The sequence below is a fragment of the Sphingomonas sabuli genome (genome assembly GCF_014352855.1).
Classification (GTDB): domain Bacteria; phylum Pseudomonadota; class Alphaproteobacteria; order Sphingomonadales; family Sphingomonadaceae; genus Sphingomicrobium; species Sphingomicrobium sabuli.
This window is the reverse complement of the sequence record NZ_CP060697.1, coordinates 2,431,359-2,448,239: the sequence shown is the minus strand read 5'-3', so window position 1 is coordinate 2,448,239 and position 16,881 is coordinate 2,431,359. Positions and strand designations below refer to the sequence as shown.

Genomic DNA, 16,881 nt, shown 5'->3' with positions numbered 1-16,881 from the left:
AGTCCCGGTCGGCCGGGTCTCCGGCGATTATTCGGCGGCGTTGGGGAAGGCCGGCAATTTCACGACATCGGCGGGATCGTGCTGGACGACGACCACCGCATCGAGCTTCTCGGCCAGCCGGCTGATCCGGTCGCGCGAGGCCAGCGTTTCCGCCCGGCTGGAATTGAAGTGCGGCATCGCGCCGCGCACCATGTCCTCGTAACTGAACCACAGGTCCCCGGCGAGGATCACCGGCCCGGTCGCCAGATTGACCAGCAGCACCGAATGGCCCGGCGTATGGCCGGGCGTCGGGATCATGGTGACGCTGCCGTCGCCGAACACGTCATGGTCCTCGACCACCGCCTCGACCGGCAGCTTGCCGTCCAGCCATGGCTGCAGGTGAGGCGGCGCCGCGCCGCCCGGCGCGGGCGTGGTTTTCAGCGCGGCAAAGTCGCCGGCTCCGATCAGCAGCTTGGCCCGCGGGAATTTCGACGCCTGGCCGGTATGGTCGCCGTGATAATGGCTGATCCCGACGAACTCGACCTGTTCGGGCGCGATGCCGATCTGGGCCAGCTGGTCGGCGATCGTTCGGTCGAGCTTGGCGGTCGGGTGGGCATTGCCCAGCGCGCGGACGGAAAGGCCGCTGTCCCACAGCAGGTAACGGGTGCCGTGCGCGACCAGGAAACAGGGCGCCGGCGTCGGCACCTTCTGCCATGCCCATTTGCGCGCGGCGTTTTCGTCCAGCCGCCCGCAATCGAGCCGCCACAATTTGATCTTGGCCGGGGTGTCCGTCGGTGACGCCGCCTGGCCGCCGGCCGCGACGGCCAGTGCCAGTGCCGCAAGCAAAACCTTCATCCGCCCCCTCCCCAATGCGCCTGGCGCAGCTTACGCCCGACGACGGCCCGCCGTCACCGCCTGATCCGGCGGCTTGCCGAATGCCGCTGCGCGCCGGTCGAATTTCCGCTTATTGCGCCGACTTGGGGAACGGCGGCAGCTTGGCGATGTCGCGCGGTTCGTGCTGGATGATGACCCGAGCGCCGATGTTCCTGGCCAGCTTTTCGAAGCGGTCATGAGACGCCAGCGTGTCGGCGCGGTCGGTGTTGAAGCTGGGTACGCCCCCGACGTCGCGATTTTCGTGAAAGTGGTATTCGTCGCCGGACAGCAGCACCGGCCCGCTCGCCAGTTTCACCAGCAGCGCGTGATGCCCCTCGGTATGCCCCGGCAGGTTGAGCATCACCGCGGTGCCGTCGCCGAAGACGTCCTTGTCGCCTTCCACTTCTTCGAACTTCCCACCGCCGGTCAGCCAGTGGCGATACCGTGGTTCGGCCTTGGGCCAAGTGCGGATAACCGCCCAGTCGGCCTTGCCTTCAAGCAGGGTGGCGGACGGAAAGTCCGGAAGCTGGCCGGTGTGGTCGTAATGATAATGGCTGATCCCGACGAAATCGACGTCCGACGATTTAAGGCCGATGCTGGCCAGCTGCTGGACGATCGACCGCTTCAGCTCTTCGCCGTCCGAATTTTTCGGCTTGCCGGCTAACGCCCGGTCCATGCCGGTATCCCACAGCAGGTACCGGTCGCCGTTGCGAACGAGATAGCAGCTGGCCGCCAGCGTCCGCTTTTGCCCGGCGTACAGGCCGGTGTCCGAGAAATCGCCAAGATCGACTTCGATCGAACCGCAATCGAGCCGCCACAATTCGACCTGCGGCCGGTCGGCCGGGGCCGCGGCGAGCAGCGCAGCTGCGACCAGGCCGATCATTTTGCCGCCTGCGGGAAAGCGGGCACCTTGCCGATATCGGCGGGCTCGTGCTGGATGACGACCTTGGCGCCGGTCTGCTTGGCCAGCGCCTCGAACTTGTCCATCGATTCCAGCGTTTGTTCGCGGCTGGTGTTGAAGCCCGGCAGCGACCGCTTCTCGCGCGCGATGGTCGAATGATACAGGTCGCCGGTCAGCAGCACCGGCCCGCTCGCCAGGTTCACGCGCAACGCCAGATGGTCGGGCGAATGGCCGGGCAGGTACAGCGCGACCACGCTGCCGTCGCCGAAGATATCGGTTTCGCCGGACACCGCCTGCACCGGCTTGCCCGCGCCGCGCCACGGGCCGAACGGATCGTCCTTGCCCGCGGTCTGGTCGAAGTCGCGCTTGCCGATCAGCAGCCTGGCCTGCGAAAACTCCGCCGCCTGGCCGGTATGATCGCTGTGCATGTGGCTGATACCGACAATGTCGATGTCCGCCGGTTTCAGCCCGCCCTTGGCCAGCTGATCGGCCAGCGACACGGTCAGCGCACCTTTCATGCCGTTGTCCTGCACCGGCTCCTGCAAGGTCGCCGCCGGCAAGCCGGTATCCCACAGCAGCATCTGGTCGCCGTGGCGGATCAGGTAGCAGCTATCGGTGACCTTGCCCGGCCCCGGCGGATAGACGCCCGGCCGATCGGAGAAGAAGCCGTTCATGTCCTGAAATTCGATGGTGCCGCAGTCCAGCCGCGACAGGGTCAGTTGCGGCGTGGCGGCGGACGAGGAATCGACCGCGGTCGGCGTGACCTCGTTGGACTCGGCCGCATTGCTGCCGTCCTGCGATACCGAACATCCCGCAACCATCGCCGCCGCCCCGGCGAGCATCGCCATCGCTATCCGCTTCATCCTCATCCTCCTGTTTCGCGCGCTTCCTGGTCGGCGACGATCTCCGCCGCCGTCATCCCGTTGAATGTAACCCGCGCCGCCTTGTCCGGGTCCGGATTGCCCATCCAGCGGCCGCCGACGGTGCGGATCGCCCGGTCGAACGTCATCCGGTCGCCGTCGGGCAAATCCTCCCGCGCCCGGCTCACGCTCGCCTCGAACGCCTGCGCTGACGATCCGTCGATGACGGTCGGCTCGTTCGATCCGCAACCGGCCAGCGCGCATGCCAGCAGGACCGCGACACGCATGTTTACGCCTCGTACTTCGCCGTCGTCTTCTCGGCGACTTCGTCCGCGGTGACGCCGGGCGCCAGTTCGATCAGCCGGAACGGGCTGTCATGGTCCTTGCGATGGAACACGCACAGGTCGGTGATGATCATGTCGATCACGTTCTTGCCGGTCAGCGGCAAGGTGCATTCCGGGATGAACTTCGGGTCCCCGCTCTTGGCGACGTGCTCCATCACGACGATGATCTTCTTGACCCCGGCGACCAGGTCCATTGCCCCGCCCATGCCCTTGATCATCTTGCCCGGGATCATCCAGTTGGCGATGTCGCCATTCTCGCTGATCTCCATCGCGCCGAGCACGGCAAGGTCGATGTGCCCGCCGCGGATCATGGCAAAGCTTTGCGCGCTGTCGAAATAGCTCGTCTGGTCGAGCTCGCTGACGGTCTGCTTGCCGGCGTTGATCAGGTCGGCGTCAACCTCGTCCGGATAGGGAAACGGGCCGATCCCGAGCATCCCGTTTTCGCTCTGCAGCGTGACGGTCATGCCAGCCGGCACGTGGTTGGCGACCAGCGTCGGAATGCCGATGCCAAGGTTGACGTAATAGCCGTCCTCAAGCTCCTGCGCGGCGCGGGCGGCCATCTGGTTACGATCCCAAGGCATCAGTCGTTCTTCCGATCATTGCTGGCAAATTCAGAATTGGTGCGCGGGGCATCCGGCCGCTGTTCGTCCAGCGACTGGCGATAGGCCAGGCACCCGCGCAGGAATTGCGGCCATTCGGGCACCGCGATGGCCGGCTCCACCCGCTCTGGCAGCAAGCCCCACAACGCGGGGTGATGCCAGCAAAGCTGGTGACCGGAGGAATCGCGATGCTCGCGGATTCCCGCCCGCAGGCTGCGCACCTCGGCGATCAGCCGGTCGCGTTCCATCGTCTCCAGGTCGCTATCGAGGTCGCCGGCCGAAAGCGTCACTTGGGCGCCACCATGTCCGGCGGTAGCGGCAGGTCGGCATGTTCCGACTGCCAAAGGATCGAATGCACTTTCCATTCGCCGGTCGCCTGGCGATGCAGCTGGAAGCTGTTGATGCCGCGAACGCTCTTCGGCTTCCCGTCGGCGGTGAAACGCCCTTCATAGGACGACCAGACCTGCGCCACGTCGCCATACGCTTCGATACGGTTGACCAGCGCGGTCTCGGTGAAGCCGGATTCGATCAGCAACTTGCCGCTGCGGTCGATGTAATCCTGGACCGTGCCGCCGCCGAGCTTGCCGTCTTTCCCGGCTGCGTACAGGCGCGCGTCGGGCGTGAACATCGCCCGCATCGCGTCCCAGTCGCGCGGCGCGCCGACCGGGCCGGATATTGCGCCGTAGACCTTGTTCAGCGCGGTGTTGATGGCGACCTTGTCATCGGCCTGCGGGTTGGGCGTGGCCGGAAGCGCGGCGAGCGCAAGTGCAATGGCATATCCAATCATGCCGTTTCCCTTTCCCGTGTGGTCGTGAATTCGATCTTCTTGTCGTAGGGCGCGCCGAGGATCAGCCGATTGACGTAGATCGACGGCAGATGGATGCAGTCGGGATCGAGGCTCCCGACCGGTACGATTTCCTCGACTTCGGCAACGCACACCTTGCCGCAGGTCGCGGCCGGCAGGTTGAAGTTGCGCGCCGTCTTGCGGAACATGAGGTTGCCGCTTTCGTCCGCTTTCCAGCCCTTGACGATGCTGAGGTCGGCGAAGATCCCGCGCTCCAGGATATAGTCCTCGCCGCCGAATTCCTTGACCTCCTTGCCCTCCGCGACCTGCGTGCCGACACCGGTCTTGGTGTAGAAGCCGGGAATGCCCGCGCCGCCGGCGCGCATGCGCTCGGCCAGCGTGCCCTGCGGACAGAATTCCACTTCCAGCTCGCCCGACAGAAACTGGCGCTCGAACTCCTTGTTCTCGCCAACGTAGGAGCTGATCATCTTTTTCACCTGCCGCGTGCGCAGCAGCTTGCCGATGCCTTCATTGTCGATGCCGGCATTGTTGGATGCGAAGGTCAGGTCCTTGACCCCGCTGTCGCGGATCGCGTCGAGCAGCCGTTCGGGAATGCCGGACAGGCCAAATCCGCCGGCCGCGATCAGCAGGCCGTCACGCAGCAGTCCGTCGAGCGCCGCCGCCGCGCTATCATAGATTTTTTTCATCGATCCTCCTGCCGCAAGGCGATAGTCTGTGCGGCGGCGGTAAATCAACGCCGATGGCATCGGGGGGAGCCACGGATGAGAACAGCTTTAGCAAGCGCGCTCGCCGCGATGTTGCTGGGAGCGGCCGCGCCGGCCGAACTGGACGTCGGCCCGCATCTTGCGCAGGTGCGCGACTTTTCCCGCACCGAGGGGGAGAAGGTCTGGACCGGCTATGGCGATGCGCCGTTCGGTTTCCTGCTAGTCGGTGAAAAGACCGAAAGCCTGCTCTGCCGCGACCAGGTGCCCGACGGGTTCGTTGCGGCAGGCGCCGACGCGGCAACCGGTTGCAAACGCTTCACGCGCCCACGCAGCGGGATGCCGAACACATTGCTGGCCGCCATGCCGCTGTTCGGCCCCCCGTCGGTGATCGTGATGGGCACGCCCAAAACCACCAACCGGACCGAGGCCAATTGGGTCCGCACCATCCTTCACGAACATTTTCACCAGTGGCAATATGCGCTGCCCGGCTATTTCGACCGCATCAACGCGCTCGACCTGCACGACGGCGATCAGACCGGCATGTGGATCCTCAACTACAAGTTTCCCTATGACGACCCGGCGGTGAACACCGCGTTCAACGCGGCGTCGAACAAGCTGGCCGACGCTGTGGCGGCCCGCGCGACTCCCGGGTTCGGCGCGGCGCTCGCGGATTACCTGACCGCTCGCAAGGCGCTGGCGGCCGCAGCGGGAGAGCGCAACTGGCGCTATTTCGAATTGCAGCTGTGGCAGGAAGGGGTCGCTCGCTGGACCGAGATCAGGCTCGGCAAATGGTATCCGCGCCAGGATGTGCGCGACGGCACCGCTCGGCTTGAAGCCGCGACCCTCGACGCGCTGCGCAAGCCCGACCTGCCCGGCAAGGCCCGCGAATCCGTTTATCCCTATGGCGCTGCGGAGGTGATGCTGCTGCAGGCGTGCGGCGAAGCCTGGCGCTCGGCCTATCCGAAAGACTTCGCGCTGGGCCCGCTGCTCGAAACCGCGCGCGCCAACCCTAGTTGCGCCTGAGCAAGGCAACCGCCTCGTTACGCCTGTCCCAGGGCACGAAAAGGTGATCGTGGCGAAGGCCGGCGACGATGTTCACGCTAATCCCCGCTTCGGCCAGCCGCCGGGACAGCTCGGCGGTTAGTCCGACGGCCTCGAGGCTGGAGTGAACCCCGAGGCTAATCCGTGCCCACCTTCCGTCCGGCGCCGCCCGGATCACGCCCGGCCCTTCAGCCTCTCGAATGACGGCGAAAGCCGAACCGTCCACGTCCTCCCCCTCGGCAAACTCGAAGCGCTCGTCCGACAGGTACGGATCGAGCGTCGCGAGCAACCGGCCGAGATCGCGTTCCGCCAAACCTACCTCGGGACCGGCACGGCCTTGTCGTAATCGTCGGCGATCAGCAGCGTCGCGCCGCTGGGCGTGGTTTCGGTCGCCGGCGCGACGGTCGGATTGGACGCATAGTTGCTGCCGGAATGCGCCACCTTCATCAATGCATTGCCGGCGCCGCCGCCGCGGATCGCCACGCCAAGGTCGGCCCATCCGCCGGTGGCGCTGGCCAGCTTGTAGACCGGCAGTTGCGACGGCCCGATGGTATCGGTGACCGTCCACGACCCGTTGCCGCCGTCCGCCAGCACGTAGAGCGAACAGCCGCCCGTCCCGCACATCATCGGATCGACCAGGTACACCAGGGCCTCGTCGCTCGAATCGCCGTTGAGGTCGGTTCGCGCGACGAACCAGCGCGCATTGTCGGACACGCCCCCGTCGTCGGCGAGCTTGGCCGCGATCGCCCGGGCGATGCCGCTGTCGTCGGTGGTCGCCGCAACGTCGGGACCGCGCGGCGCGTCGATCTCGCTCAGCGCGACGTTGCCGCCGCCTTCGTTGCTGATGACATTGTCCGCCTCGCCGCGTCCGCAACCCGCGACCGCGATAGCGACCGCTGCTGCAAGAACCAGCCGCACGGCGTTTAGCCTTTCAGCTTGGCGAGCACGCCCTGCAGCTGCATGGCGTTGGACATATCGCCTTCGATCTTGAGCTTGCCGGTCATAAAGGCGGTCATGCCGTCGAGCTCGCCCGAGGCCATCTTTTCCCAATCTTCCCAGGCGGTCTTGATGGTGGTGTCGGCCGCGCCGTCATCTTCGCTGACCTTCTGGTTGACGCCGTCGAGCAGGATCACGCCCTTGTCGCCAAAGTCGAGCTTGACGGTCTTGCCCGGCACCCAGGCCTGGTTTTCCTGCATCTTCGAAACGAGCTCGGCCTTGTCCATCTTACTTTCTCCTTTGTCAGCAGGACTAGCGAGGCGTTGCGGGCGCATCAAGGCGCGCCTATCTGCCGTACCATGGGATACGAAGCCGACCTCAAACTCTTCATCAACGGCAGCTGGCGCACGGGCGAAGGCCGCGACAGTTTCCAGGTTATCAACCCGGTCACCGGCGACAGCATCGCCGAACTGCCGATGGCCACCGAAGCCGACCTCGACGAGGCGCTCGACACGGCCCGTCGCATGTACCCCGTGTGGCGTGCGACCCCGGTCGAAAAGCGCAGCGCGATCCTGCACCAGGCTGCAAGCCTGCTCAAGGAACGGGCGGCCGACATCGCCCGCACGATGACTCAGGAACAGGGCAAGCCGATCGCGGAGAGCACCGGCGAAGTGCTCGGCGCGGCCTCGCTGTTCGACTGGTACGCGGAAGAGATCAAGCGCGACTATGGCCGAGTCCTCGTCCGCCCGCCGGGCGAACTCAGCCGGGTGATGCACGAACCGGTCGGTCCGGTCGCCACCTTCACCCCGTGGAATTTCCCCATTTACCTCTTGGCGAAAAAGGTCGCCGCGGCGCTTGCCGCCGGCTGCTCGGTCATCTCCAAGCCGCCGGAGGAAACGCCCGGCAACACGCTTGCCATCGCCCGCGCGCTCGACGACGCGGGCCTGCCCAAGGGCGTGTTCCAGCTGGTCCATGGCGCCCCCGACATGGTCAGCAAGCACCTCATCGGCTCGCCGACCATCCGCAAGGTCAGCTTCACCGGGTCGATCCCGGTCGGCAAGCATTTGATGAAGCTCGCCGCCGACAACGTGACCAAGATCACGCTCGAACTTGGCGGCCATGCGCCGGTCCTGATCTTCGACGATTGCGACCTCGACAAGACGCTCGACATGGTCGTCCCGCAGAAATTCCGGAACGCCGGGCAAGTCTGCGTCTCGCCGACCCGCTTTTACGTGCAGGAAGGCATCTACGACGCTTTCATCAAGGGCTTCGCCGAGCGCACCAAGCGGGTGAAGATCGGCAACGGCCTCGACGCGGACACCAAGATGGGGCCGCTCGCCAACGATCGCCGGCCGGGAGCAATCGAGACGCTGGTCAACGACGCCCGCGACAAGGGCGCCCGGGTCCTTGCCGGCGGCAATCGCGGCGACAGCGGCTTCTTCTTCGAACCCACGCTGCTTGCCGACGTGCCGCTGGACGCCGACATCATGAACAATGAACCGTTCGGTCCGGTCGCCGTGTCGCGCCCGTTCAAGGATTTCGATGAAGCGATCCAACAGGCCAATCGCCTGCCCTACGGCCTCGCCGCCTTCGCCTTCACCGAGAACGGCCGCCGCGCCAACCTGCTCGCCGACGCGATCGAGGCGGGCATGGTGGGCATCAACACCTTCGCCATTTCCATCGCCGACGCGCCGTTCGGCGGGGTCAAGGAATCCGGCTTCGGGTCCGAAGGCGGCAAGGAAGGACTTGAGACCTACCAGGTCGTGAAGGCGATCCACCAGGCGTGAGCCCCGCGCACCGCCGGGCGCTGCTTTTTCCGTTCGGCTGCGTCCTCATCGCGGCCGGCGTCGCGCTGCACCTGCCGATGCTGGCGATGGCCCACAGCATGGGCAATCACCTTGCCGGAATGCCGATGGACGCCGGCATGTGGGCGGGCATGGCGATGATCCTGGCCGGCGTTCCGCTGGCGATCCTCGGTGCACTGCCGCGCCACCGCACCGGCATCTCCAGTCATGCTGGTACGCTATACGAAGCGCCCGACACCACGCCGCTGACGCGCCACCACGCACTGGTCCTGCTGGTGCTCACCGTGGGCCTGATCATCGACGTGATGAAGCCGGCGACGCTGGGCTTCGTCATTCCCGGGCTGGCGCAGGAATATGGCATTGCCCGGTCAAGTGCGGCGTGGCTCCCCTTCGTCGCCCTGACCGGCACGACGATCGGCTCCTTCCTGTGGGGTTGGCTGGCGGACATGTACGGCCGCCGCTCGACCATCCTTCTGTCCACCATCCTGTTCGTCGCCACCTCCGTCTGCGGGGCGATGCCGGCGTTCGAATATAATCTGCTGATGTGCTTCCTGATGGGCGTGTCGGCGGGCGGCATGCTGCCGGTGGTCTATACGCTGCTGGCGGAAATCATGCCGCCACGGCACCGCAGTTGGGTGCTCGTCCTGGTCGGCGGGCTCGGCCTCGTCGGCGGCTATCTCGTCGCCAGCGGCGCCGCCCACCTGTTCGAACCGATCTACGGCTGGCGCGCTTTGTGGCTGCAAGGCTTCCCGACCGGGATCGCGCTGCTGCTGCTGGCCCGGCTGATCCCCGAAAGCCCGCGCTTCCTCCTCGAACAGGGTCGCGAGCGGGAGCTTGAAGCGATGGCGCACAAGTTCGGGATCGTGAGGCGGCAGGAACCGCCGGCCCCCGCCGACGCGGCGGTCGCGACCCAGCGCCACGGCCAGCTGACCGCCGCGCTCGTCATCACCGCCCTCGCCTGGAGCTTCGTCAATTTCGGCTTGCTGCTGTGGCTTCCGACCGACCTGCAGGACCGCGGGTTCAGCGCGGCTCTGGCCAGCGGGATCATCGCCAAGTCGGCATTGCTGGCGCTGCCCACGCTGGCCGTCGTCGCCCTGCTATACAGCCGCTGGAGCAGCAAGTGGACGCTGGCGCTGACCATCGCGCTGACGCTTGCCGGCCTGGTCGGCGCGCTGCTGCCCGCGGCCCTGTTGCAATGGGAACCGCTGCTGGTGCTGGTCATCGCGCTGCTGGTCATCGGCACCAACGGCCTGATCGCGGTGCTGCTGCCCTACACGGCGGAAAATTACCCGCTTGGCGGCCGCGGCCGGGCGACCGGCCTGGTCGCCGGTGCGAGCAAGGTCGGGGGCGTCGCCGTGCAGGCATTCGCACTGGCCGGACTGCTCCCGACGCTAGGCAGCGCGGCCCTCGTCCTTGCCGGACCGATGGCTCTGTCGATCGGCTTGGTGGCTTATGCCGGGCGCGAAACCCGCGGACGATCGCTCCGCGAACTCGAAGCCGGCACCTGACCGGCGCGCCGGTACCGGCCCGTCAGGCCACCGGCGTGTTGAATTGCAGCACCGGCTTGGTGTTGGTGAAGGCGGCCATGTCGTCGAGCAATGCCTGGCCGTCGCCGGAAGCGAGCGCATCGCGGGCGCCCGATTCCTCGCGAAAGCTCAGGATGACCGTCGCGAAATAGGGCGGCGCCTTCCCGTCGACGCCTTCTTCCCCGCGCAGCACGCTGGCGTAGCCAAGGCCATAGGGGCCGAACGCCCTGCCGATCTTGGGCAGATGGTCGTTGCGGAAATAGTCGAAGTCGAAAGTCGCGCCGGTGCTGTTCGCGAAGGTGATGGTGAGGATGTACATGGCGACGCCCGCTACCGCTTTTCGGACGGGCCGTCAGCCTATTTGTAGGCGCCTTCGCGCAGGTTGATGCCGTGCTCCACCCACGCTTTCAGCGCGGCGAGCATCTGCGACCAGCCCATGCAATTGCCATAGCTGGCCTTTACCGACGCGTCGGACGCGCGATAACCGCTTTCGGAAATGCCGACCTTGGTCCGCCCGCCATCGACCGGCGCAAAGGTCATGGTCACGGTGATCTGATAGTCCGCGCCCGGCTCGTTGGCCTGCCAGTCGAAGACGATGCGTTCGTCCTGCACGACCTGCCGGACGTGAACCGGAAAGGCGCCGGGAAAGTCGTGGAAATCCCAGGTCACGGTCGCGCCCGTTTCCAGCCGCCCCTGCGCACCGCCAGTGGTGAAATAGCGCGACATCTTGTCCGGATCGGCAACGGCCTCAAACACCTCGTGCACTGGCCGGTCGACGAAAATGAAAACGGAAAACGTCGGGTCCATCGCGACTCGCCTCCTTGCGTCGCATCGAGATATGTTATAGTTTTATAACATGTCAATCGCCGACCAGTTCGACGCCGTATTCAAGGCGCTCGGCCACGCCACCCGGCGGTCGATTCTCGACACGCTGCGCGACCAGCCGCTAACCACCGGCGCCCTGTGCGACCTGTGCGCCGACATCGACCGCTGCACTGTGATGCAGCATCTCAAGGTGCTGGAAACGGCCGATCTGGTGAACGTCGAGCGCCGCGGGCGCGAGCGCTGGAATCACCTCAACCCCCTGCCCATCCACGACATTCACGAACGGTGGATCGGCCCCCACGCGGCCTATGCGGTCAACATGTTGTCACGGCTGAAACACAAGCTGGAAACGCCGCCGACCGGCCGCTGACGGACGGACCGCCTTAGGGCTCGACCTTGGCGACGATCACGTCCCAATGCTCCTCAAGCAGCGAGAAGCGGCGCGCTTCCTCGGCCAGGAATTTCTCCTTGTCCGGGTAAAGCCGCTTGGTCGTCGCCGCGACCGCCTTGTCGAATTCCCCCCCGACCCCGATCGCGCTTTCCGCATCGCGCATCCGGATCGTCACCCTGAGGTCCCAGCGCGGGCCGCCGGCAAGATGGGTGAACGGTTCCTCCACCTCCATGCCGAGGATGAAGCCCTGCTTTTGCATTTCGCGCAGGATCGGCGCGTGATTGCGTTCGTACAGCTGCTTGAACTCCGCGGCGCTGCCCCACTTGATGCGGTAATAATATTCCGCGGTGACCGACCGGTCGGGCGCCTGCGCCACTGCCGGAACGGATGATACGGCCAGCCCAAGCGCTGCCGCCGCGAATGCAAGAGTCCCCTTCATACGACCCCCTTTTTCCCTGCCCCGGGACACCCCGACGGGGCATCGCCGATGGATGCACTCTTTGCCGGTCGAGGGGAAGCGGCTAACGCGCATCGCCATGACCAAGCGCACCGGCGGCCAAATCCTTGTCGACCAGTTGAAGATCAACGGCTGCGACCGCATTTTCACCGTTCCGGGCGAAAGCTTTCTCGCCGTCCTCGACGCGCTCCACGACGCGCCGGAAATCGACGTCACCGTCTGCCGCCAGGAAGGCGGGGTCGCCTACATGGCCGACGCCGACGGCAAGATGACCGGCCGCCCCGGAATCGCCTTCGTCACGCGCGGCCCGGGTGCGACCAATGCCAGCGGCGGGGTCCATGTCGCCTTCCAGGATTCGACCCCGATGATCCTGTTCATCGGCGACGTCGCGCGCGGCGACCGCGATCGCGAGGGCTTCCAGGAAATCGATTTTCCGGCCTTCTTCGGCCCGATCGCCAAGTGGGCCGCGCGGATCGAGGATGCGCGGCGGATCCCCGAATATGTCGCCCGCGCCTATCGTGTCGCGACCGCCGGCCGCCCCGGCCCGGTCGTGCTTGCCTTGCCCGAAGACATGCTGCGCGACGAAGTGCACGCCGTCGACCGCCCACGCGTTCCGCCGGTGGCCGAAGCCGCCGACCCCGGCGCAATCCAGGCGCTGTTCGAACTGCTCAAGGACGCCGCGGCGCCCGTCGCCATCGTCGGCGGCGCCGACTGGAGCCCGCGCGCGGCCACGCATTTCGCCAATTTCGCGGCGCGCCACGGCTTGCCGGTTGCTGCCGCCTTCCGCCGCCAGGACGCGATCCCGAACGACTGCCCCGTCTACGCCGGCCAGCTCGGCTACGGCCCCAATCCGCAATTGCAGCAGCGCATCCGCGACGCCGACCTGATCCTCGCCGTCGGCACCCGGCTCGGCGAAAGCACCACCGACGGCTATACTCTGGTCACGCCCGATCATCCCGGCCAGATGCTGGTCCACGTCCACCCCGACCCGAACGAGCTTGGCCGCGTCTATCACACGGACCTGCCGATCTGCGCCGACATGGGCGAGTTTGCGGAAATGGTCGACGGCTGGGACGATGACGACCTTGCCCGCTTCGCCGCCGGGGAAGACGCGCACCGGCAATGGCTCGACTGGTCCGACCCCAAACCGCGTGACGGCGTCGCGCTCGACCTCGGCCCGTGCGTCGCGGCGATGCGCGACCGGCTTCCGGCCGACACCGTCGTCTGCAACGGCGCCGGCAATTTTTCCGGCTGGTGGCATCGCTACTGGCATTACGGGCCGATGCCGACGCAGCTGGCGCCGACGTCGGGCACGATGGGCTATGGCGTTCCTGCCGCGGTCGCCGCAGCGCTGCGCTTCAAGGATCGCACGGTGGTCGCGGTCGCGGGCGACGGCGATTTCCTGATGAACGGCCAGGAACTGGCGACCGCCGCGCAATATGGCGCGGACCTCATCGTCATCCTCGTCGACAATGGCGCTTACGGCACCATCCGCATGCACCAGGAACGCGACTATCCCGAACGGATCAGCGCCACGCGGCTGGAGAATCCCGATTTCGCGGCGCTTGCCCGGGCGTTCGGCGGCTGGGCCGCGAGCATCGCGACGACCGCCGAATTCGCGCCCGCACTCGACGACGCAATCGGGCGCAAGGGCATTCGCCTGATCCATTGCAGGACCGACGTCGAACAGATCAGCAACGCCACCACCATCAGCGCGCTACGCGACAAGGCACGTAAGGGCTGACCCGCCGCGCGGCACCATTCGCGCCGCGGTTCGTCTGTTGAAGATGCGGCTTCCGATCCTGCAATTCTGGCGCGCGGTCCGGTGGAGCTACTGGTTCGTGCCCAGCCTGATGGCGATTGGCGCGATCCTGCTCGGCGCGACCGCGATCTGGCTCGACACCACCCCGGCCGGGGAGCTGTTCGAGAAGCTCAGTTGGTACCAGAAGTCGAAACCCGAAGGCGCGCGCTCGGTCCTGTCGGCGATCGCCGGGTCGATGATCACCGTCGCCGGCGTCGTCTTCTCGATCACCATCGTCGCCATTTCCTACGCCGCCACCCAATATGGCCCGCGCATCCTGACCAACTTCATGTCGGACCGGGGCAATCAGGTGACGCTCGGCACCTTCATCGCCACCTTCCTCTATTCGCTGATGGTGCTGCGCACGATCTACGACGGCGACACCATCTTCGTGCCCCAGCTGGCGGTGTTCCTGGCGATGGTATTCGCCGCCTGCTCGATCGCGGTGCTGATCTATTTCGTCCATCACGTGCCCGAAAGCATCCACGTCAACCATGTCGCCGCACGGATCGGGCGGCGGCTGGTGCGGGCGATGGGCAAGACCTTTCCCGCCGGCTCCGACCATCTGCCGGACGACGACGACAAGCCGCTGCCCGATTTCGACAGCGAGATCGAACGCTTCCTCGGCCGCGGCGACGATGTCGCCGCGGTGCGGGCGCAGGAATCGGGCTACATCCAGGCGATGGACATCGACGAACTGGTCGAAACGGCGTGCCGCCACGACCTTGTCGTCTGCCTGCTGCGGACACCGGGCGACTTCGTCTACTCGGGCCGTCCCTACGCGCTCGCCGCCCCGGCGGACCGGGTCAGCGAGGATGCGGACCGCGCGCTTCGCCATTGCTACAGCGTCGGCAACCTGCGGACGCCGTTCCAGGACCTGCACTTCCTGATCGACGAACTGGTCGACATCGCCGCTCGCGCCATGTCGTCGGGCGTCAACGATCCGTTCACCGCTCGCACCTGCATCGACTGGCTGGCCGCGGGCGCGGCGGAAATGGCGGGCCGCGAAGCCGCGTCTCGCTACCGGCTGGACGCAGAGGGCGTGCTGCGCGTGATCATGCCCGAAGTGACCTTCGGCGACGTCATGCAGCGCGGCTTCGGCGCGGTCCGCTCCTACGTGGCGCACGACCTCATCGCCGCCGACCACACCATCGTCATGCTCGCCAGCCTGTCCGGCCGCTGCCGCACCGGAGACCAGCTGCAATGCGTCCGCTATCAGGTGGATGGGCTGATGGAACTGGCCAAGGACAAGCTGGCCGCGGAAGAATTCGCCCGGCTGGACGCCAACGCCCGCGACTGCCGGCGGGCGATCGGCCGTGCGCTAGACCGCCGCGCTGACGCCGCGGCCTAGCGCGCACCAAATCATCGGCCGAGCAGGCGTTCCAGCCGCGATCGCGGTTTCTCGCGGCCCGGATCGCGTGCCAGCACGTCGTTCACGGTCCGCGCCAGCCGCGGGTCGCGCGCCCAGCGCCGGATCGGGCGACCGACGGTTTCGCTGTTGAACGTGTCCGCGGCGACGATATCGGCCAACGGGGCCGAAGGGTTCTTGATGGCTTCCAGCTGGTGGGGCTGGACCGACAGCACCGAATGTAACTCGCTGCCGGATTGTTCGAGGCGCTCGGAAGGCATCGGATCAATGCGCATCTTCTACTCCTTGATAAGCAAGGATTTAGTTACGCCGCGATACTGCCCACGCCCCGCACTTATCATAAGTTAATCAGAATCCGTAACGGACTGAAATCCCACGCTACTTCGAAAGGATTGCCTCCGTTGCGGAGTCGATCCCTTCTTCCCTGGCATGTAGAAAAATCGGCGGTCTTCCGCGGCCGGCGACTCGGGCCGTCAGCGTCCCGATTCGCGGCGGGTCAGATCAGTCCGGCAAGCGGGCTGCTGGGGTCGGCATAGCGGCGCTTGCCCATCCGTCCGGCCAGATAGGCCAGGCGCCCGGCCTCGACCGCGGCCTTCATCGCCCGCGCCATCAGCACCGGCTCCTTGGCCTCGGCAATGGCGGTGTTCATCAGCACGCCGTCGCACCCCAGTTCCATCGCGACCGCCGCATCGCTCGCCGTGCCGACTCCGGCATCGACCAGCACCGGCACGCCCGCGCCCTCGACGATCAGCCGGACGGTAACCCGGTTCTGGATGCCCAGCCCGGACCCGATCGGCGCGCCCAGCGGCATGATCGCCACCGCGCCCGCTTCTTCCAGCTGCTTCGCGGCAATGGGATCGTCGACGCAATAGACCATCGGCTCGAACCCCTCCTTGACCAGGGTCTCGGTCGCTTTCAGCGTCTCGCGCATGTCGGGATACAGCGTTCGCGCCTCGCCCAGCACTTCCAGCTTGACGAGGTTCCACCCGCCCGCTTCCCGTGCCAGGCGCAGCGTGCGCACCGCGTCGTCGGCGGTGAAGCAGCCCGCGGTATTGGGCAGATAGGTGACCTTCTTCGGGTCGATGAAGTCGGTCAGCTTCGGCTGCTTGGGATCGGCGATGTTGACCCGGCGGACCGCGACGGTGACGATTTCCGCCCCCGACGCTTCGACCGCCGCGGCGTTTTCCGCGAAATCCTTATATTTGCCGGTGCCGACGATCAGCCGCGAGGTGAAGGTGCGGCCGGCAACGGTCCAGCTATCGGCGGCCATGGCCTGGGGCGCGTTCACTCAGCCTCCTCCAACGAAATGCACGATCTCGAACGCGTCGCCATCGGCCACTTCGACTGTGCCGAGCGTCGAGCGCGGGACGACCGACCGGTTGTGTTCGACCGCGACCTTGCGCGGATCGATGCCGATGCCTTCCAGCATGGCGGCGATGGTGCTGCCCGCCGGGAACGCGCGCGGCTCCCCGTTGACCTGCACGGAAATCATCGGCGATTCAGCCGTTTCACCGGTAGCGCTGGCACGTTGAACATCCACGACTGCCCATATAGGCGCCTGTCCCCGCGATGCCAGCGGCGCGGTGCGGGCTGGACGCGGCGGCAAAGCTCTGCAAGTGGCCTGCGGCAACCTCGCCGCGGGCAGTATCAAGCAAGGAGCCATGA

21 protein-coding genes and 1 pseudogene are annotated in these 16,881 nt (G+C 66.4%); 6 read left to right on the top strand and 16 right to left on the bottom strand.

Features of this window, described 5'->3' with window-relative positions; translation table 11 throughout:
* Positions 1 to 27: 27 nt before the first annotated feature.
* The 8 genes from H8M03_RS12235 to H8M03_RS12200 all read right to left on the bottom strand — a co-directional run bounded on the left by H8M03_RS12235 (position 28) and on the right by H8M03_RS12200 (position 5,047).
* On the bottom strand, positions 28 to 834 hold the full coding sequence (locus H8M03_RS12235; RefSeq protein ID WP_187479694.1) for an N-acyl homoserine lactonase family protein: 807 nt from the start codon (positions 832 to 834) through the stop codon (positions 28 to 30).
* A 109-nt stretch (positions 835 to 943) separates the two neighbouring features.
* Positions 944 to 1,735 (bottom strand): N-acyl homoserine lactonase family protein, encoded by a 792-nt coding sequence (locus H8M03_RS12230; protein ID WP_187479693.1) that lies wholly within the window; start codon positions 1,733 to 1,735, stop codon positions 944 to 946.
* A complete protein-coding gene (locus H8M03_RS12225) occupies positions 1,732 to 2,616 on the bottom strand; it encodes an N-acyl homoserine lactonase family protein (RefSeq protein WP_187479692.1) in 885 nt (294 codons plus the stop codon). The genes H8M03_RS12230 and H8M03_RS12225 overlap by 4 nt, the downstream gene beginning before the upstream one ends.
* 2 nt (positions 2,617 to 2,618) lie before the next feature.
* Positions 2,619 to 2,900, bottom strand: coding sequence for a DUF6694 family lipoprotein (locus tag H8M03_RS12220; protein ID WP_187479691.1), 282 nt, complete (start codon positions 2,898 to 2,900; stop codon positions 2,619 to 2,621).
* Between the two features lie 2 nt (positions 2,901 to 2,902).
* Positions 2,903 to 3,538 (bottom strand): CoA transferase subunit B, encoded by a 636-nt coding sequence (locus H8M03_RS12215; RefSeq protein WP_187479690.1) that lies wholly within the window; start codon positions 3,536 to 3,538, stop codon positions 2,903 to 2,905.
* Positions 3,538 to 3,846 (bottom strand): hypothetical protein, encoded by a 309-nt coding sequence (locus H8M03_RS12210; RefSeq protein WP_222931880.1) that lies wholly within the window; start codon positions 3,844 to 3,846, stop codon positions 3,538 to 3,540. The genes H8M03_RS12215 and H8M03_RS12210 overlap by 1 nt, the downstream gene beginning before the upstream one ends.
* A complete protein-coding gene (locus H8M03_RS12205) occupies positions 3,843 to 4,343 on the bottom strand; it encodes a YybH family protein (protein WP_187479689.1) in 501 nt (166 codons plus the stop codon). Before H8M03_RS12205 ends, H8M03_RS12210 begins: the two co-directional genes overlap by 4 nt.
* Positions 4,340 to 5,047, bottom strand: a complete 708-nt coding sequence (locus tag H8M03_RS12200) for a CoA transferase subunit A (RefSeq protein WP_187479688.1) — start codon at positions 5,045 to 5,047, stop codon at positions 4,340 to 4,342. Before H8M03_RS12200 ends, H8M03_RS12205 begins: the two co-directional genes overlap by 4 nt.
* 75 nt (positions 5,048 to 5,122) lie before the next feature.
* On the opposite strand from H8M03_RS12200, the gene H8M03_RS12195 reads away from it, so the two are divergent.
* Positions 5,123 to 6,088 carry a hypothetical protein gene (locus H8M03_RS12195; protein WP_187479687.1) on the top strand — a complete coding sequence of 322 codons (966 nt, stop codon included), beginning with the start codon at positions 5,123 to 5,125 and terminating at the stop codon, positions 6,086 to 6,088.
* Here the strand turns inward: H8M03_RS12195 and H8M03_RS12835 are convergent.
* The 3 genes from H8M03_RS12835 to H8M03_RS12185 are packed head-to-tail and all read right to left on the bottom strand — an operon-like array spanning position 6,075 to position 7,329.
* Positions 6,075 to 6,419, bottom strand: coding sequence for an ACT domain-containing protein (locus H8M03_RS12835; protein ID WP_246448910.1), 345 nt, complete (start codon positions 6,417 to 6,419; stop codon positions 6,075 to 6,077). The two genes, H8M03_RS12195 and H8M03_RS12835, sit on opposite strands and share 14 nt — an antisense overlap.
* A 2-nt stretch (positions 6,420 to 6,421) precedes the next feature.
* Complete coding sequence (locus H8M03_RS12830; protein ID WP_246448909.1) at positions 6,422 to 7,024, bottom strand: hypothetical protein; 603 nt, start codon at positions 7,022 to 7,024, stop codon at positions 6,422 to 6,424.
* Positions 7,025 to 7,029: 5 nt separating this feature from the next.
* Positions 7,030 to 7,329: an SCP2 sterol-binding domain-containing protein gene (locus tag H8M03_RS12185; protein ID WP_187479685.1), complete on the bottom strand. Its 300-nt coding sequence runs from the start codon at positions 7,327 to 7,329 to the stop codon at positions 7,030 to 7,032.
* Positions 7,330 to 7,401: 72 nt separating this feature from the next.
* Between H8M03_RS12185 and H8M03_RS12180 the strand changes: the two genes are divergently transcribed.
* Positions 7,402 to 8,829 carry an NAD-dependent succinate-semialdehyde dehydrogenase gene (locus H8M03_RS12180; protein WP_187479684.1) on the top strand — a complete coding sequence of 476 codons (1,428 nt, stop codon included), beginning with the start codon at positions 7,402 to 7,404 and terminating at the stop codon, positions 8,827 to 8,829.
* Positions 8,826 to 10,355 (top strand): MFS transporter, encoded by a 1,530-nt coding sequence (locus tag H8M03_RS12175; protein WP_246448907.1) that lies wholly within the window; start codon positions 8,826 to 8,828, stop codon positions 10,353 to 10,355. Before H8M03_RS12180 ends, H8M03_RS12175 begins: the two co-directional genes overlap by 4 nt.
* Before the next feature lie 22 nt (positions 10,356 to 10,377).
* On the opposite strand, the gene H8M03_RS12170 is transcribed toward H8M03_RS12175, so the two are convergent.
* Together H8M03_RS12170 and H8M03_RS12165 are read right to left on the bottom strand one after the other, a co-directional pair.
* Positions 10,378 to 10,692, bottom strand: coding sequence for an EthD family reductase (locus tag H8M03_RS12170; protein ID WP_187479683.1), 315 nt, complete (start codon positions 10,690 to 10,692; stop codon positions 10,378 to 10,380).
* A 38-nt stretch (positions 10,693 to 10,730) separates the two neighbouring features.
* Complete coding sequence (locus H8M03_RS12165) at positions 10,731 to 11,180, bottom strand: SRPBCC family protein (RefSeq protein ID WP_187479682.1); 450 nt, start codon at positions 11,178 to 11,180, stop codon at positions 10,731 to 10,733.
* A gap of 49 nt (positions 11,181 to 11,229) precedes the next feature.
* On the opposite strand from H8M03_RS12165, the gene H8M03_RS12160 reads away from it, so the two are divergent.
* Positions 11,230 to 11,568: an ArsR/SmtB family transcription factor gene (locus H8M03_RS12160; protein ID WP_187479681.1), complete on the top strand. Its 339-nt coding sequence runs from the start codon at positions 11,230 to 11,232 to the stop codon at positions 11,566 to 11,568.
* A gap of 13 nt (positions 11,569 to 11,581) precedes the next feature.
* Here H8M03_RS12160 and H8M03_RS12155 read toward each other — a convergent pair whose 3' ends face one another.
* Entirely contained in the window at positions 11,582 to 12,028 is a 447-nt protein-coding gene (locus H8M03_RS12155; RefSeq protein WP_187479680.1) for a hypothetical protein, read from the bottom strand.
* 97 nt (positions 12,029 to 12,125) lie between these two features.
* On the opposite strand from H8M03_RS12155, the gene H8M03_RS12150 reads away from it, so the two are divergent.
* Together H8M03_RS12150 and H8M03_RS12145 are read left to right on the top strand one after the other, a co-directional pair.
* Positions 12,126 to 13,790, top strand: a complete 1,665-nt coding sequence (locus H8M03_RS12150; RefSeq protein ID WP_187479679.1) for a thiamine pyrophosphate-binding protein — start codon at positions 12,126 to 12,128, stop codon at positions 13,788 to 13,790.
* A 43-nt stretch (positions 13,791 to 13,833) separates the two neighbouring features.
* Positions 13,834 to 15,198: a DUF2254 domain-containing protein gene (locus H8M03_RS12145; protein WP_246449260.1), complete on the top strand. Its 1,365-nt coding sequence runs from the start codon at positions 13,834 to 13,836 to the stop codon at positions 15,196 to 15,198.
* 11 nt (positions 15,199 to 15,209) lie between these two features.
* Here H8M03_RS12145 and H8M03_RS12140 read toward each other — a convergent pair whose 3' ends face one another.
* On the bottom strand, positions 15,210 to 15,491 hold the full coding sequence (locus H8M03_RS12140; RefSeq protein WP_187479677.1) for a hypothetical protein: 282 nt from the start codon (positions 15,489 to 15,491) through the stop codon (positions 15,210 to 15,212).
* 221 nt (positions 15,492 to 15,712) lie between these two features.
* Positions 15,713 to 16,708: pseudogene (gene thiS, locus H8M03_RS12135) on the bottom strand (sulfur carrier protein ThiS).
* Positions 16,709 to 16,881: the final 173 nt, after the last annotated feature.